The 15,088-nt window shown below is 62.1% G+C and carries 15 protein-coding genes; 8 read left to right on the top strand and 7 right to left on the bottom strand.

Annotated elements, in window-relative coordinates; all coding sequences use genetic code 11:
- Positions 1 to 62 precede the first annotated feature (62 nt).
- The 4 genes from JWV26_RS23235 to nudC all read left to right on the top strand — a co-directional run bounded on the left by JWV26_RS23235 (position 63) and on the right by nudC (position 5,859).
- Positions 63 to 2,306 (top strand): Orn/Lys/Arg family decarboxylase, encoded by a 2,244-nt coding sequence (locus tag JWV26_RS23235; RefSeq protein WP_074915232.1) that lies wholly within the window; start codon positions 63 to 65, stop codon positions 2,304 to 2,306.
- A gap of 202 nt (positions 2,307 to 2,508) precedes the next feature.
- The gene (locus tag JWV26_RS23230; RefSeq protein WP_206417914.1) at positions 2,509 to 3,321 is read left to right on the top strand and encodes a crotonase/enoyl-CoA hydratase family protein; all 813 of its coding nucleotides are present in this window, start codon (positions 2,509 to 2,511) and stop codon (positions 3,319 to 3,321) included.
- Between the two features lie 37 nt (positions 3,322 to 3,358).
- Entirely contained in the window at positions 3,359 to 5,038 is a 1,680-nt protein-coding gene (locus tag JWV26_RS23225) for a FimL-related protein (RefSeq protein WP_072423842.1), read from the top strand.
- Positions 5,038 to 5,859 carry an NAD(+) diphosphatase gene (nudC, locus tag JWV26_RS23220; protein ID WP_072423843.1) on the top strand — a complete coding sequence of 274 codons (822 nt, stop codon included), beginning with the start codon at positions 5,038 to 5,040 and terminating at the stop codon, positions 5,857 to 5,859. Before JWV26_RS23225 ends, nudC begins: the two co-directional genes overlap by 1 nt.
- A gap of 47 nt (positions 5,860 to 5,906) precedes the next feature.
- Here nudC and JWV26_RS23215 read toward each other — a convergent pair whose 3' ends face one another.
- On the bottom strand, positions 5,907 to 6,686 hold the full coding sequence (locus JWV26_RS23215; RefSeq protein ID WP_072423844.1) for a TSUP family transporter: 780 nt from the start codon (positions 6,684 to 6,686) through the stop codon (positions 5,907 to 5,909).
- A gap of 101 nt (positions 6,687 to 6,787) precedes the next feature.
- On the opposite strand from JWV26_RS23215, the gene JWV26_RS23210 reads away from it, so the two are divergent.
- The gene (locus JWV26_RS23210) at positions 6,788 to 7,435 is read left to right on the top strand and encodes a hypothetical protein (protein ID WP_072423845.1); all 648 of its coding nucleotides are present in this window, start codon (positions 6,788 to 6,790) and stop codon (positions 7,433 to 7,435) included.
- Between the two features lie 244 nt (positions 7,436 to 7,679).
- Here the strand turns inward: JWV26_RS23210 and JWV26_RS23205 are convergent, their stop codons facing one another.
- From JWV26_RS23205 to JWV26_RS23190, 4 genes are all read right to left on the bottom strand, one after another.
- Positions 7,680 to 8,447, bottom strand: a complete 768-nt coding sequence (locus tag JWV26_RS23205) for an SDR family oxidoreductase (RefSeq protein WP_045735980.1) — start codon at positions 8,445 to 8,447, stop codon at positions 7,680 to 7,682.
- A 16-nt stretch (positions 8,448 to 8,463) separates the two neighbouring features.
- Positions 8,464 to 9,531, bottom strand: a complete 1,068-nt coding sequence (locus JWV26_RS23200; RefSeq protein WP_072423846.1) for a phosphotransferase family protein — start codon at positions 9,529 to 9,531, stop codon at positions 8,464 to 8,466.
- A 221-nt stretch (positions 9,532 to 9,752) separates the two neighbouring features.
- The gene (locus JWV26_RS23195) at positions 9,753 to 10,064 is read right to left on the bottom strand and encodes an SCP2 sterol-binding domain-containing protein (RefSeq protein WP_003459932.1); all 312 of its coding nucleotides are present in this window, start codon (positions 10,062 to 10,064) and stop codon (positions 9,753 to 9,755) included.
- A gap of 56 nt (positions 10,065 to 10,120) precedes the next feature.
- Positions 10,121 to 10,819, bottom strand: coding sequence for a histidine phosphatase family protein (locus tag JWV26_RS23190; protein WP_072423847.1), 699 nt, complete (start codon positions 10,817 to 10,819; stop codon positions 10,121 to 10,123).
- Positions 10,820 to 11,018: 199 nt separating this feature from the next.
- On the opposite strand from JWV26_RS23190, the gene sohB reads away from it, so the two are divergent.
- On the top strand, positions 11,019 to 12,038 hold the full coding sequence (gene sohB, locus JWV26_RS23185; protein ID WP_072423848.1) for a protease SohB: 1,020 nt from the start codon (positions 11,019 to 11,021) through the stop codon (positions 12,036 to 12,038).
- Between the two features lie 61 nt (positions 12,039 to 12,099).
- Positions 12,100 to 13,089 carry a YhdH/YhfP family quinone oxidoreductase gene (locus tag JWV26_RS23180; RefSeq protein WP_072423849.1) on the top strand — a complete coding sequence of 330 codons (990 nt, stop codon included), beginning with the start codon at positions 12,100 to 12,102 and terminating at the stop codon, positions 13,087 to 13,089.
- Positions 13,090 to 13,126: 37 nt separating this feature from the next.
- On the opposite strand, the gene JWV26_RS23175 is transcribed toward JWV26_RS23180, so the two are convergent.
- Entirely contained in the window at positions 13,127 to 13,564 is a 438-nt protein-coding gene (locus JWV26_RS23175; RefSeq protein WP_072423850.1) for a hotdog fold domain-containing protein, read from the bottom strand.
- Between the two features lie 103 nt (positions 13,565 to 13,667).
- Here JWV26_RS23175 and JWV26_RS23170 point away from each other — a divergent pair, with 103 nt between their 5' ends.
- Positions 13,668 to 14,252 (top strand): TetR/AcrR family transcriptional regulator, encoded by a 585-nt coding sequence (locus JWV26_RS23170; RefSeq protein WP_072423851.1) that lies wholly within the window; start codon positions 13,668 to 13,670, stop codon positions 14,250 to 14,252.
- Here the strand turns inward: JWV26_RS23170 and JWV26_RS23165 are convergent.
- Entirely contained in the window at positions 14,249 to 15,016 is a 768-nt protein-coding gene (locus tag JWV26_RS23165) for a DODA-type extradiol aromatic ring-opening family dioxygenase (protein ID WP_072424203.1), read from the bottom strand. The two genes, JWV26_RS23170 and JWV26_RS23165, sit on opposite strands and share 4 nt — an antisense overlap.
- Positions 15,017 to 15,088: the final 72 nt, after the last annotated feature.

Raw genomic sequence — 15,088 nt, 5'->3', positions numbered from 1 at the left:
AGGGGGAGCCTCTAACCTGAGGCGATGGGCAGGCCAGGCCTGCCAGCCTTCAGGACGTCACAATGTATAAAGATCTCAAATTCCCCGTCCTAATCGTGCACCGTGACATCAAGGCCGACACCGTGGCCGGTGATCGCGTGCGCGCCATCGCTCAGGAGCTTACCCAGGACGGTTTCAGCATTCTGCCCACGGCGAGCGCTGCCGAGGGGCGTATCGTCGCGTCCACTCACCACGGCCTGGCCTGCATCCTGGTGGCGGCCGAGGGGGCGGGGGAGAACAGCCGCCTGTTGCAGGACATGGTCGAGCTTATCCGCGTGGCGCGAGTGCGTGCGCCGCAATTGCCGATTTTTGCCCTGGGCGAGCAGGTCACCATCGAGAACGCGCCGGCCGAGGCCATGGCCGATCTCAACCACCTGCGTGGCATCCTCTATCTCTACGAAGACACCGTGTCCTTTCTCGCCAGGCAGGTGGCGCGCGCGGCGCATAACTACCTCGACGGCCTGCTACCGCCGTTCTTCAAGGCGCTGGTGCAGCACACTGCACAATCCAACTATTCCTGGCACACGCCAGGGCATGGCGGCGGCGTGGCCTATCGCAAGAGCCCGGTGGGCCAGGCCTTCCACCAGTTCTTTGGCGAAAACACCCTGCGTTCGGATCTGTCCGTGTCGGTGCCGGAGCTGGGCTCGCTGCTCGATCACACCGGACCATTGGCCGAGGCCGAGGCGCGCGCAGCGCGCAACTTCGGCGCCGATCACACCTTCTTCGTGATCAACGGCACCTCGACGGCGAACAAGATCGTCTGGCATTCGATGGTCGGGCGTGATGACCTGGTGCTGGTGGATCGCAACTGCCACAAGTCGATCCTGCACTCGATCATCATGACCGGCGCGATTCCGCTTTACCTCTGCCCGGAACGTAACGAACTGGGGATCATCGGGCCGATTCCACTGGGCGAGTTCAGCAAGGCGTCGATCCAGGCCAAGATCGACGCCAGCCCGCTGGCGCGTGGTCGTGCGCCCAAGGTCAAGCTGGCGGTGGTGACCAATTCCACCTATGACGGGCTCTGTTACAACGCCGAGATGGTCAAGCAGGCGCTGGGCGACTCGGTGGAGGTGCTGCACTTCGACGAGGCCTGGTACGCCTACGCCGCCTTTCACGAGTTCTATGCTGGCCGCTATGGCATGGGCACCCAATACGACGAGCGCTCGCCGCTGGTGTTCAGCACCCATTCGACGCACAAGCTGCTGGCCGCCTTTAGTCAGGCCTCGATGATTCACGTGCAGGACGGCGGGCAGCGGCAGCTGGATCGCGACCGCTTCAACGAAGCCTTCATGATGCACATTTCCACCTCGCCGCAATACGGCATCATTGCCTCGCTGGATGTAGCCTCGGCGATGATGGAAGGGCCGGCCGGCCGTTCGCTGATCCAGGAAACCTTCGATGAGGCGCTGAGCTTTCGCCGTGCCCTGGCCAATGTGCGGCGCAACCTGAGCGCCGAGGACTGGTGGTTCAGTATCTGGCAGCCAGGTGAGGCCGATGGCGCCGACAGCCTGAAGACCTCCGACTGGGTGTTGCAACCGGACGCCGACTGGCATGGCTTCGGCGAAGTGGCCGATGACTATGTGCTGCTCGATCCGATCAAGGTCACGTTGGTGATGCCCGGCCTCAATGCAGCCGGCAAGCTGGAGCAGCAGGGGATTCCTGCAGCGGTGGTCAGCAAGTTTCTCTGGGAGCGCGGCCTAGTGGTGGAGAAAACCGGCCTGTACTCCTTCCTGGTGCTGTTCTCCATGGGCATCACCAAGGGCAAGTGGAGCACGCTGCTGACCGAGCTGCTGGAGTTCAAGCGCAGCTACGACGCCAATCTGCCGCTGATAGACGTGCTGCCTTCCATCGCCCACGCCGGCACGGGCCGCTACCAGGGCATGGGCCTGCGTGATCTGTGCGACGCGCTGCATGGCTGCTACCGCGAAAACGCCACGGCCAAAGCGCTGAAAAGCATGTACACGGCGTTGCCCGAGCTGGCGATCAAACCTGCCGATGCCTATGACCGCCTGGTGCGCGGCGAGGTCGAGGCTGTGCCCATTGATCAGTTGCAGGGACGTATCGCTGCGGTGATGCTGGTGCCTTACCCGCCGGGCATTCCGCTGATCATGCCGGGCGAGCGCTTCACTGCCGCCACGCGCTCGATTCTCGACTACCTGGCCTTCGCGCGGACCTTCGACCAGGCCTTCCCGGGGTTCGATATCGACGTGCACGGCTTGCAAACCGAAGCGGGCGAGTACTGCGTGGATTGCTTGGTGGAATAAACCTGTTGTGGATCTGTCGGGGAGCAAGATCCTCGGCAGATCAATCTCTTATCTCTGACATTCAAAGCGGTTGTTAACGTCCGGGGCGTGCCCTGCGTCACAGTGGCAAGCATCGACTTTTATGGCGTGCTTGTTATAGTTGCTCGGTTATTAATCACAAAATTGTTACTGTGCTGCCGAGCCGCGGCTGAGGATGCCTGCCATGTCCGACTACAAAGCCTTCCGCGTCGAGCTGGTGGACAAGATCGCCCACGTGCAGATCAACCGTCCGGACAAGATCAACGCCATGAATGCCGACTTCTGGCGTGAGATCATCGAGATCTTCCAGTGGGTCGATGACAACGATGCGGTGCGTGTCGTGGTGCTCTCCGGTGCCGGCAAACACTTTTCTTCGGGCATCGACCTGATGCTGCTCGCCTCGGTCGGGGCACAGCTGGGCGAGGACGTTGGTCGTAATGCCTCGGCACTGCGGCGCAAGATTCTCGAGCTGCAAGCCTCTTTCAACGCTGTAGACAACTGCCACAAGCCGGTGCTGGCTGCCATTCAGGGTTACTGCATTGGCGGCGCCATCGATCTGATCAGCGCCTGCGACATGCGCTATTGCAGCGTCGACGCGCAGTTCTCCATCAAGGAAATCGACATGGGCATGGCCGCTGACGTCGGCACACTGCAGCGCCTGCCGCGCATCATCGGCGACGGCATGATGCGTGAGCTGGCCTTCACCGGGCGCACCATCGACGGTAACGAGGCTGCTCGCATCGGCCTGGTCAATCGCACCTACGAAGATCAGGAAGCGCTGCTGGCCGGGGTGATGGAAATCGCCGCACAAATCGCAGCCAAGTCGCCGATTGCCGTGCGTGGAACCAAGGAAATGATTCGCTACATGCGCGATCATCGGGTCGATGATGGCCTTGAATATATCGCTACCTGGAATGCCGCCATGCTGCAGTCGGAAGACCTGCGCCTGGCAATGGCGGCGCACATGACCAAGCAGAAGCCGGAGTTCGCCGACTGATGCCGTATTCGCTGATGTTCGCTGCGAGGCCTAGAGCATGGTAAGTGGAGCCACATCCCTGAATCTGGTGCGCGACGAGCTGTTCGTCACCATGGAAGAGGCCGAGCAGAGCCTGGAGCATTTCATCGCCGAGCGGCACAACGGCAGCCTGTTGCAGCAGGCGGTGGAAAGCCTGCACCAGGTACGCGGCACGCTCAACCTGATCGAGCTGGCCGGTGCCGAGTTGCTGGCCCAGGAAGTGCTGGATCAGGCGACCGATATTCCAGCCGGAGCAGGTGAGGAGCGCGACGCGCAGCTCTCGGCTCTGAGCAATGCCCTGCATGTGCTGCGCCGTTATCTGGAAAACGTCGACGCTCATCGCCAGGAAATGCCTGAACTGTTGCTGCCGGCGATCAACGATTTGCGTCAGGCTGGCGCCCAGCAGCCGCTGCCGGAAAGTTTCTTCTTCAGTGTGCGCCTCGATCATGCGCGGCCACATACAGCTACCCAGCCACTCGATGGCGCGGCCAAACTGAGCGAAGGCAAGCGCCTGCGTCACATGTATCAGGTAGGGCTGCTGGGCTTCATTCGTGAGCAGAATCCGCAGGCCAGCCTCAAGCTGATGGTGCGTGCCATGGCGCGCCTGGACAGCCTGTTCGCCAATGAGCCGCGTGGGCGCATGTGCTGGATTGGCGCTGCCGCCATCGAAGCGCAGTGTGATGGTCAACTGCTGCCACGCAAATCGCGCAAGCAGCTGTTCTCGCGGGTTGATCGCGAACTCAAGCTGATGCTCGGTAACCCCCAGTACGAAGCACCGCGCAGTTTGCTGAAAGAGCTGCTGTATCTGGTCGCGCTGGCCGACAGCCATGGCCCGCATGCCAGCGCCATGCGCGGAGTGTTCGGCCTCACGCCGTTGCCATTCACCGACCACCTGCTGGAAGAGGAATACCAGCGCCTGGCCGGGCCGGGCCAGGCGGTGATGCGTTCGTTGTCCACGGCGATTCGTGAAGAGCTGGCCAGCGTCAAGGACATGCTCGATCTGCTCGAGCGCGGCACTTTGCAAGGCGAAACCTTGGGCACCCTGCATGCGTTGCTGGGCAAGTTGGCCAAGACCCTGGGCATGGTCGGCCTGAACTCTGCCGGCAACTCGCTCGGCGCGCAGTTGCCGCTGGTCGCCGCCTGGAGCGAAGACACGCCGCCACAGGCTGAGCAGTTGCACAAGCTGGCCGATGCCGTGCTCTACGTCGAAGGCATGGTGGCCAGCCTGGAACGTGGCGAAGGTCGCGATATCAGGCCGGCTGCCGTCGAGCCGGGCAATGAGGCTGACTCTTTCGCCACTCATCAGCTCAACGAAGCCCGTATCGTCGTGGTCGACGAGGCCCAGGCCGGTCTGGCTTTGGCCAAGCGCGCGATCACCGCGTATCTGGAGTCGGCTGGCGACAAGATGCACCTGTCCAACGTACCGTTCAGCCTGCAGGCCGTGCGTGGCGGCTTGTGGTTCCTCGAGCAGCGCCGTGCCGCGATACTGGTTGGTGCCTGTGCCGACTATATCCAGGCGCGCATGCTCGAGTCGGCGCAAATGCCGTCGGAGCAGATGCTGGAAACCCTGGCTGATGCCTTGAGCAGCCTCGAGTACTACCTGGAAGCGGGCGCGGTGATGCGTCCTGAAACCCGTCCCAGCGTGCTCGACCTGGCTGAAGAAAGCGTCAAGGCACTGGGCATGCCGGTGGCAGCCTGATGGTCTGGCGCAATACCTTTCTCGATCCTGCCCAGCCAGGCGGCTGGGCGCTGCTATACAACCAGCAGCAGTTTCTTGCCGACAGCAATGGCGTGCTGTTCCCGCGTGACTGGGTCAAGCGCCAGGACTTGCCGATTCTTGGCGAGCAGGGGATCGGTCATTTCGGTGACGATGCCGTATACCTGCTGCAACTCAAGCCCTCGGCGACGCTGGAGGGCTGCAGCTGGCAGAGCCTGCGTCAGTTCATGCTGCAGGGCGACGCAGAAACCTTTCGCATGCTGGCCTACGCCGCGCAGATCGGCACCTGGTACGCCGAGCATCGTTATTGCGGCAGTTGCGGTACGCCGACGCGCCAGCTTCCTGGTGAGCGGGCGATGCGTTGCGACAGCTGCGAATCGCAGCACTATCCGCGCATTTCGCCGAGTATGATCGTGCTGGTCACACGGGGCGACGAGATACTCCTGGCACGTTCACCGCGGTTCGTCACCGGCGTGTACAGCACCCTGGCCGGGTTCGTCGAGCCGGGCGAATCCGTGGAGCATTGCGTGGCGCGCGAGGTGCGTGAGGAAGTCGGCGTCGAGGTGAAAAACCTGCAGTACATCGGTAGTCAGGGCTGGCCGTTCCCGCATTCGCTGATGCTTGGCTTCCACGCTGAGTACGCCAGCGGCGAGATCGTCATGCAGGAAGATGAGATCGAGGATGCGCGCTGGTTCCGTGTCGATGACTTGCCGCCGTTGCCAGCGTCGCGCTCCATTGCCCGCCATCTAATCGACCTCTACGTCGCTCGCCGCCTCGGTTTGCCCGAGCCCAGTCTGCCTTAGGGCGGGTGTAACCCGCAAAATCGATGCTGTGGCGGGTTGCACCCGCCCTACGCGACCCAGTGCTGCCAGACCAGGCGCGCGGTCAGTGCCAATACCACCGTAATGAACACCGGGCGAATGAACTTCGAACCGCCTTTGATCGCGGTGCGGGCACCGAGAAAGGCGCCTACCATCAAGGCGGCGCCCATGCTCAGACCGAGCACCCAGGCTACCTGACCAAAGGCGATGAACACCGCCAGCGCCGCCGCGTTGCTGACGAAGTTCATGGTGCGCGCCACGCCGCTGGCGCGCACCAGGTCGAGTGGATACATCAGCAGGCTGCTGACCGTCCAGAACGCGCCGGTGCCAGGGCCCGCCACTCCATCGTAGAGTCCTAGGCCAAGCCCTTGCGGCCATTGCCGGCCGCGTGCGATCGGCAGATCGTGTTCGGCTGGTGCCTCCGGCATACGTCCGAACAGCAGGTAGACACCGCAGGCGAAGACGATCACCGGCAGCATCTGGTTGAGCCAGGCGGCCGGCATCCAGTGCGCGATGACGGCGCCGAGCAGAGCGCCGATCAGGGTTGCCAGCAACGCGTTGCGCCATTGCTTCGGATCGAACAGCTTGCGGCGATAGAACGTGAGAGCCGCGGTGCCCGAGCCGAAGGTGGCGCACAGCTTGTTGGTGCCCAGCACCAGGTGCGGTGGTAAACCTGCGGTAAGCAGGGCAGGGATGGTCAGCAGGCCGCCGCCACCGGCAATGGCGTCGATGAAGCCGGCGATGAAGGCGACCAGGGCGAGTATGGCTAGCGTGCTGGGGTCGATGGCGAGCTCGAGAACGAATGGCATATAAAGTGTCGACTTGTGGGCGAGTGCGCAGCCTGCTGGCTGTTCGTCGTGGGGAGAGCTGCGCATAATGCCGGGATTTCGTCAGAGAAGGAACGCAATCGATGCAATACGACGGGTTGGCCTGGGCCGTGGCGCTGTTGGCCGTATTGGCGCTGCTGGTGGCATTGCGCATTCTGCTCAATACGGGCTGGTTCCTCGGCTGGTTGCGTGGCACCTGTGGTCTGGCATTTCTCGCCCTGGCTGGCTTGGTGGGGCTGGTGGCTTACGATCTGTATGCCTACGAGCCGCTGCAGGCGGGCAAGCCGCTGGTGACGCTGAGCTTCAAGGCTGATGGTCCGCAGCGTTATCAGGTGACGCTGCTCGAAGGGGGGCGCGAGCGCACGCTCACGCTCGAGGGCGACATGTGGCAACTCGACGGCCGACTGATTCGCTGGAAAGGCCTGGCTGAGCTGATTGGCCTAGAGCCGGGTTACCGTCTGGAACGTCTATCCGGGCGTTTTCTGGCCATCGAGCAGCAGGCGTTGGCGCAACACGGTCGCGTGCAGTTGGCCGAGAGCCCCTATGGCGTGGACCTGTGGCGCTGGCTGCGTCTGAGTCAGCGTGATCTGCTGCTGTTCGATCCGCAGGCGCTGCGCGTCACCTACCTGCCAATTGCCGCCGATGCGGTGTACAGCGTCAGCCTGACGCCGACCGGCCTGTTGGCAGAGCCGATGAACCCCGCAGCTGAAGCTGCGCTGAAGGATTGGTAGCGGCCGCCTGCGGCCATCTGATGACCTTCTCCCATTTATGGGAGAGGGTGCCCAAAGGGCGGGAGAGGGGGAGCGAAGTTGGCGTTCGCTTTGGTGGCGTAGGGTGGGCTTTAGCCCACCGCGACCTTCATTGGCGGGCTGAAGCGGAGCGCCGCCCGCCCACCCTGCAATTGCGCTGCGCTCGGCCTATCCTGCTTACGACAAAGGCACCCTGAGGTGCCTTTGTCGTTCATGGCATCTGGCCTCAGGAGAGGAAGCCGCCGTCCACGTTGAGCGCCACGCCGGTGGTGTAGCTGGATGCTTCACTGGCCAGGTAGAGCACCGCGCCGGCCATCTCGCTCGGGTCGGCTACGCGCTTGAGTGGGATGCGCTGCAGGGCGTGCTTGAGAATGGCGTCGTTCTTGGTCAGTGCCGAAGCGAACTTGGTGTCGGTCAGGCCCGGCAGCAGAGCGTTGCAGCGAATGCCGAACTGCGCGCACTCCTTGGCGAACACCTTGGTCATGCTGATTACCGCGGCCTTGGTCACCGAGTAGATGCCCTGGAATTCGCCGGGGGATACGCCGTTGATCGAGGCAACGTTGATGATCGAGCCGCCACCGTTTTCCTTCATCAGCTTGCCGCCTTCGATGGACATGAAGTAGTAGCCGCGGATGTTTACGTCCACGGTTTTCTGGAAGGCGCCCAGGTCGGTGTCCAGCACGTTGCAGAATTGCGGGTTGGTCGCGGCGTTGTTGACCAGGATGTCGAGACGACCGAACTGTTCCTTGATCTGCGCGAAGACGTTGGTGATCTGCTCCATTTCGCCGATGTGGCAGGCGATGGCGGTGGCCTTGCCGCCTTCCGCGACGATGGCGTCGGCCACGGCCTGGCAGCCTTCGATCTTGCGGCTGGAGACGATCACGTGCGCGCCTTGCTGAGCCAGCAGCTTGGCAATGGCCTCGCCGATGCCGCGGCTGGCGCCGGAAACGAAGGCGATCTTGCCGTCGAGGTCGAACAGTTGGGTCTTAGACATTGTGATTACCCCGGGGTTAGAGAGTGGATTTGCCAATGACCTGCAGGCACATCTGCTCCAGCAGCTTGTTCATCTGAATGAACTGGGCGAAGCGCTTGTCCTGGGTCTGGCCGTGGTAGAAGCGGTAGTAGATCTGCTGCACGATGCCGGCCAGACGGAACAGGCCGTAGGTGTAGTAGAAGTCGAAACTCTTGATCTCGATGCCGGCTTTTTCGGCGTAGTAGTCGACGAACTGCTGGCGGGTAAGCATGCCCGGCGCGTTACTCGGCTGGCGACGCATCAGTTGCACCGGAGCCGGGTCGTCGGCCTCGATCCAGTAGGCCAGGGTGTTACCCAGGTCCATCAGCGGGTCACCGATGGTGGTCATCTCCCAGTCGAGCACACCGATGATCTGCATCGGGTTGTTCGGGTCGAGGATCACGTTGTCGAAGCGGTAGTCGTTATGCACGATGCCCGGCTTGTGGTGATCGGCCGGCATCTTGTCATTGAGCCAGGCCTTGACCGGCTCCCAGGTCGGTGCGTCCGGAGTCAGGGCTTTCTCGTAGCGCTCGCTCCAGCCCTTGATCTGACGCCCGACATAGCCCTCGGGTTTGCCCAGGTCGCCCAGGCCGCAGGCGTTGTAATCGACGTTATGCAGCTCGACCAGCTTGTCGATGAAGCTCTTGCACAGCGCGCTGGTCTGCTCGGGGCTGAAGTTCAGCTCGGTCGGCATCTCCGAACGCAGGATGATGCCCTTGACCCGCTCCATCACATAGAACTCGGCGCCGATCACCGACTCGTCGGTGCAGTGCACGTAAGCCTTGGGGCAGTAGGGGAAACCAGCGTTGAGCTGGTTGAGAATGCGGTACTCACGGCCCATGTCGTGGGCCGACTTGGCCTTGTGGCCGAACGGCGGGCGGCGTAGGACGAATTCCTGCTGCGGGTATTCGATCAGGTAGGTCAGGTTCGAAGCGCCGCCGGGGAACTGGCTGATCTTGGCTGTGCCGCTCAGGCCCGGAATATTGGCTTTCAGATAAGCGTCGATGACGTCGGCGTCGAGTTCTTCGCCAGTGCGGATGCGGGTGGATTGGTCGGTGAGCGCCATGCTTATCCCTTCTGCTTATGATGGGTGCCCTAGATAATTGGTTAATCTAATGCTGCACTCAGGCTGCCACAAGCAATACGCGCCGTTATAGGCGGGCGTGTTGCACCTCGATCAAACTGCCTGATCAGTCATGTCGGTTTGTCACCCTGGCCGCAAATCACGGGCAAAAAAAACCGGAGTGCCAGGACTCCGGTTTTCGTGTCTTGCGCTCAGCTCGCCGATCAGACCGGGAACAGTTCGCCCAGCTTCATCGCCAGCATCATGTCGCCTTCAGCGCGCAGCTTGCCAGCCATGAAGGCCTGCATGCCGTCGGTTTCGCCGCTGACGATGCCCTTGAGGGTTTCGCTGTCCATGATCAGGGTCACGTTGGCGTTCGGATTGTCGCCTTGCTCGAGGGCGCAGGTGCCGTCCTTGACGATCAGCGCGTAGTTCTCGCCATCTTCGATGTTGAATTGGAATACCAGATCCAGGCCTGCAGCGGCGCTGGCGTTGAACTTGGACTGCATGGTTTGGGCGATGTCAGCAACACTCATGGTCTTATCCTTTTTCGGTTTTTTCGCGCAGCCTCACGGCCGCAGTGGGCTGGAGCTCATCGGTAGGTGATGAGCTCCGGCGCCTTCAGCAGCTGTAAATGCACATGGCTGTTGAAGGAAGCCAGACTCACCTCGCTGCCGCGGAATTTCAGCTGGCTGAGCGAGGTATTGACGATTTGCCAATTCAGTTCGAAGGCCTTTGCCGCCGGGACGCCAGTAATCAGGCGGAGCAGGGCGGTGATGGTGCCACCGGAGGTGAACACGGCGATATTCTGTTTGCTGGTGGCCTGGTCGAGGATGCGCCGCAGGCCGCCTTCGACCTGTTCGACATAGGCCTGCCAGCTTTGCAGGCCAGGCTTGTCATGTTCCCCGGAAATCCAGCGGCCGATCAGCTTGGCGAACAGACGCTGGAACTCGGCGCGGTTTTGCGCACCGTTACGCAGGATATGCAGGGCCTCGGGCTCTTCCGGCAGCAGATCCGGCAGCAGCGTGCGAATCACCGCATCGGCATCGAATTCGTTGAAGGCTTCGTCGATGTCCAGCGCCGGCGCTCTGCTCATGTGCTCCAGGGCGGCGTTGGCAGTGTGTTGTTGGCGACGCAGACTGCCACTGACGCAACGATCGAGACTGATGCCCAGTTGCTCCAGGTGCTTGCCCAGCACTTCGGCCTGGCGTACGCCAACGGGTGACAGGACATCGTAGTCGTCTGCACCGAATGAGGCCTGGCCATGTCGAATCAGATAGATGCTGCCCACGTCCGTATTGGTCCCGGCACGTTGAATGTTTCGCGAGGGTATGAGGAAGCTCGGGGGCTGTCAACGAAAAAACATACGCTTGTTTGAATTGCTTGTATGTCCATTGTGCAGTGCTGCCGCGCTTGGCCGGCGAGTCGCTGCGCCGGTATGCTTGAGCCTTTGTGCGCTCAGGCGCCGCTGCATTGTCCAAGGGGGATCCGTGGAGTTTTTTAGCGAGTACGCCAGCTTTCTGGCGAAAACCCTGACCCTGGTGGTCGCCATCGTCGTGGTGCTGGTGGCGATCGCCGCCACGCGCAGCAGAGGGCGGCGCGGCGGTGGTCAGTTGCAGGTGCAGAAGCTCAATGATTTCTACAAGGATCTGCGCGAGCGCCTGGAGCACAGCGTGCTGTCCAAGGATCAGCTCAAGGCCACGCGCAAGGCGCAGGCCAAGGCGGCCAAACAGGAAAAGAAAGCGCCGCCCAGCAAACCGCGGGTGTTCGTGCTGGATTTCGATGGCGATATCAAGGCGTCAGCTACCGACAACCTGCGCCACGAAGTGACGGCCCTGTTGTCCATGGCCAAGGCCGAGGACGAAGTGGTGCTGCGCCTGGAAAGTGGTGGCGGCATGGTGCATAGCTACGGCCTGGCTTCGTCGCAACTGGTGCGTATCCGCGATGCGGGTATCCCGTTGACGGTGTGCGTGGACAAGGTAGCGGCCAGCGGCGGCTACATGATGGCCTGCATCGGACAGAAGATTCTCAGTGCGCCTTTTGCCATCCTCGGCTCCATTGGCGTGGTGGCGCAGTTGCCTAACGTGCATCGTCTGCTGAAGAAGCACGAAATCGATTTCGAGGTGCTGACGGCCGGCGAATACAAGCGCACGCTGACCGTATTCGGTGAGAACACGGAAAAGGGCCGGGAGAAATTCCAGGAAGACCTGGAGACCACCCACGAACTGTTCAAGGGCTTCGTTGCTCGTTACCGCCCTCAGCTGGATATCGATGCCATCGCCACCGGTGAAGTCTGGCTGGGCATGGCGGCGCAAGAGCGCCTGCTGGTTGACGAACTCAAGACCAGCGACCAGTACCTGGCCGAGCGCGCCGTCGAGGCTGAACTGTTCCATCTGCATTTCGCTCATAAAAAGAGTCTGCAGGAGCGTGTCGGGCTGGCGGCCAGCATGGCGGCAGATCGCTTCGTCCTGACCTGGCTGAGCAGGCTCAATCAGCAGCGCTTCTGGTAACGCTTCGTTCATGATGGGCTGCGCGCCGCGTAGCCGCGAACCACGACAAGAGGAGAGGGTGATGACCGAGTTCAAGGCCTTGCTGGTCAGCGAAGGCGCCGATGGCGGTTTCCAGCGTGAAGTGGTCCAGCGCAACGTCGAACAACTGCCGCAGGGCGAGCTGCTGATTCGCGTGCGCTATTCCTCGCTCAACTACAAGGACGCCCTGTCCGCCAGCGGCAATCGGGGTGTGACCAAGGCCTACCCGCATACGCCCGGTATCGACGCGGCCGGTGTAGTTGAAGCCTCCAGTGTTGCCGAGTTCGCCGTGGGCGACGAGGTGATCGTTACCGGCTACGACCTGGGCATGAACACAGCCGGCGGTTTCGGTCAGTACATCCGCGTACCGGCCGCCTGGGCGATCAAGCGCCCACAAGGTTTGCCGCTGCGCGAGGCGATGATTCTCGGTACCGCCGGCCTGACCGCTGCCCTTTGCGTGGACAAGCTGGAGCAGGCCGGCGTTACTCCGGAGTCCGGCACCGTGCTGGTCACCGGCGCCACGGGCGGCGTTGGCAGCATCGCCGTGGTGCTGCTCAAGCAACTCGGTTATCGCGTAGCCGCCGCGACCGGCAAGGCTGAACAGGGCGATTTCCTGCGTGGTCTCGGTGCTGATGAGATCGTCAGCCGCGAAGAGCTGCAGCAAGGTAGTGAGCGTCCGATGCTGAAGGAACGCTGGGCGGGAGCGGTAGACACAGTGGGTGGCGACATCCTGTTCAATGTAGTCAAGTCGCTGCGCCACAGCGGCAGCGTGGCCTGTTGCGGGCTGACTGCCGGTGTCGGCTTCCAGGCCAGCGTGCTGCCGTTCATCCTGCGTGGGGTCAATCTGCTGGGCGTGGACTCGGTGGAGCTGCCGCTGGTGGTCAAGGCATCGATGTGGGACAAGCTGTCGCTGCAGTGGAAGCTCGATCTTGCGCCGCTATGTCAGGAAATAGGCCTGACGGAGTTGCCGACGGCCATCGAGCGGATACTCTCTGGCGGCATGGTGGGCCGTATCCTGGTGCGACTCGATTGAGTGGATCAGAGGCCCGTCAATGACGGGCCTCTGTATTTCAGGCCGGACTGACGTACATGGTAATTTCTGCGCGGAACACCGGCTTGTCACCAACGTAGGCCATCACTGGCACCTTGATGTCGCCGGTCTGATCCCAATCCACCTTGCTGCCATCGGCCACCGTGCGGATGTCGCCGTCTGCCTTGGTCAGGTATTCCACCGTCATCCCTTTGGGAATCCAGCGGCAACCGTCAGGAATGGAAGCGTCGGTCATGCTGCCGGCGGCAAGCTCGGCAGCATTGCACAAGGCGATGGCGTGCACCGTACCGATATGATTCAGCACTTCACGGCGTTTGGCGAAGCGGACCTCGGCATAGCCGGGGCGCAGCTCGACCATCTGCGGGGCGATGCTGGCGAAGTAGGGGGCGACCTGGCCAATCATCGCGCTGAATTGGGCAGCGCCGGCCTGCTGGAACATCTGCAACATCTGACTCATGACTCTCTCCTGCGTGTTTGCGATTGAAGATGAGCGCGCGCCGGAGCAGTATACGAACATTGGAAAGTTATTCTAGAAAAATATTCTAGTCATAAGGAGCGGCATGGCCCGTCCATCACGCAAAGACGAGATCCTGCGGGCTGCACTGGCCTGCTTCACCGAGCACGGTGTCGATGTCACCACCATCGAGATGATCCGTGACCGTTCTGGTGCGAGCACCGGCAGTCTGTATCACCACTTCGGCAACAAGGAGCGGATCATCGCTGCGCTCTATCTGGCCGGCACCGAACAATACGCCGAGCTGCTGCAGCGCGGATTTGCCAGCGCGGCCAGCGCCGAGGCCTGCGTCAAGTTGCTGGTGACCAGCTACATCGACTGGGTGGTGGCCAATCCTGATTGGGCGCGTTTCATCCTGCACAGCCGTAGTCGGGTCGAAGCGGGGGAAATGGGCGATGCACTGCGCGAAGCCAATCGTCAGCATTTTTCGCAGATTCTCACGGCGCTCGCCGAGTACCGTCGGCAGGGACTATTCAAAGCGCTGCCGGACGACTGTTTCGCCTCGGTGGTGATCGGCCCGACGCATGATCTGGCGCGCAACTGGCTGGCTGGCCGCACTCAGAGCGAGCTGAGCGAGTGCCGCGAGCTACTGGCGCAGATCGCCTGGGATAGCGTGAAAAACAGCGGCTAGCCGAAGCGATAGATATCCATCCCCAGGGCTCCGTAGGTGAAACCGCTGTGCTCAATCGTGAAGGTACCGCCAGCACCACGTGCGAAGAACAGCGGTAGCAGGTGTTCTTCGGTAGGGTGATTGCGCACGGCATTCGGCGCCAACTGGCGGTAATGGTGCAAGGCCTCTTCGTCGTCCGCTTCGAGCTTTTCCACCACCCAGTCGCGAAACGTCTTGGCCCAGGGCGTGATGACGTCCGGGCCGGCACGCCAGTTCAGCTCGCCCAGGTTATGGGTGATGCTGCCGGAGCCAATCAGCAGGATGCCTTGTGTACGCAGGTTGGCCAGCGCACGGCCCACGCGGGTCTGTAGCTCGGGGCCAAGGCGGCTGGGTAGCGATAGCTGCAGAACGGGGATGTCGGCTTGCGGATACATCAGCGACAGCGGCACCCAGGCGCCATGGTCGAAGGGGCGTTGCGTATCGAGCTGTGCGGACAGACCTGCGTCGTTCAGTTGCTGGGCGATCTCCTCGGCCAGCTTCGGTGCGCCGGGTGCCGGATACTGCACGGCATACAGCTCGGCTGGAAAACCGCCGAAGTCGTGCCAGGTCTGCGGGTGCTCGCCCGCCGTCAGCAGCAGGCGCTGGCTTTCCCAGTGCGCCGACACCACCACTATGGCGTTGGGTCTGGGTATATCGGCGGCCAGTTTGGCCAGCGCCGGGCCGCTGGCACCGGGCTCCAGGGCCAGCATGGGGGAACCGTGGGAAATGAACAGACTGGGCAGCATGACGATCAGCTCCTGAAGTAGGATGACGCCATCTTCGTTGCTGGATCTATCGGATTCCAGCATAAATAGTTG

It is taken from the genome of Ectopseudomonas toyotomiensis (genome assembly GCF_017167985.1).
Classification (GTDB): Bacteria; Pseudomonadota; Gammaproteobacteria; order Pseudomonadales; family Pseudomonadaceae; genus Aquipseudomonas; species Aquipseudomonas toyotomiensis.
This window is presented reverse-complemented; position numbering and strand designations above follow the sequence as displayed.

Excerpts from the sequence above, each read along its gene's own strand:
- JWV26_RS23205 (WP_045735980.1), bottom strand. The coding sequence starts at position 8,447 with ATGTCTAAGACCCAACTGTTCGACCTCGACGGCAAGATCGCCTTCGTT.
- JWV26_RS23195 (WP_003459932.1), bottom strand. The coding sequence starts at position 10,064 with ATGAGTGTTGCTGACATCGCCCAAACCATGCAGTCCAAGTTCAACGCC.
- JWV26_RS23200 (WP_072423846.1), bottom strand. The coding sequence starts at position 9,531 with ATGGCGCTCACCGACCAATCCACCCGCATCCGCACTGGCGAAGAACTC.
- JWV26_RS23215 (WP_072423844.1), bottom strand. The coding sequence starts at position 6,686 with ATGCCATTCGTTCTCGAGCTCGCCATCGACCCCAGCACGCTAGCCATA.
- JWV26_RS23170 (WP_072423851.1), top strand. The coding sequence starts at position 13,668 with ATGGCCCGTCCATCACGCAAAGACGAGATCCTGCGGGCTGCACTGGCC.
- JWV26_RS23165 (WP_072424203.1), bottom strand. The coding sequence starts at position 15,016 with ATGCTGCCCAGTCTGTTCATTTCCCACGGTTCCCCCATGCTGGCCCTG.
- JWV26_RS23175 (WP_072423850.1), bottom strand. The coding sequence starts at position 13,564 with ATGAGTCAGATGTTGCAGATGTTCCAGCAGGCCGGCGCTGCCCAATTC.
- JWV26_RS23230 (WP_206417914.1), top strand. The coding sequence starts at position 2,509 with ATGTCCGACTACAAAGCCTTCCGCGTCGAGCTGGTGGACAAGATCGCC.
- JWV26_RS23180 (WP_072423849.1), top strand. The coding sequence starts at position 12,100 with ATGACCGAGTTCAAGGCCTTGCTGGTCAGCGAAGGCGCCGATGGCGGT.
- JWV26_RS23235 (WP_074915232.1), top strand. The coding sequence starts at position 63 with ATGTATAAAGATCTCAAATTCCCCGTCCTAATCGTGCACCGTGACATC.
- nudC (WP_072423843.1), top strand. The coding sequence starts at position 5,038 with ATGGTCTGGCGCAATACCTTTCTCGATCCTGCCCAGCCAGGCGGCTGG.
- JWV26_RS23225 (WP_072423842.1), top strand. The coding sequence starts at position 3,359 with ATGGTAAGTGGAGCCACATCCCTGAATCTGGTGCGCGACGAGCTGTTC.
- JWV26_RS23210 (WP_072423845.1), top strand. The coding sequence starts at position 6,788 with ATGCAATACGACGGGTTGGCCTGGGCCGTGGCGCTGTTGGCCGTATTG.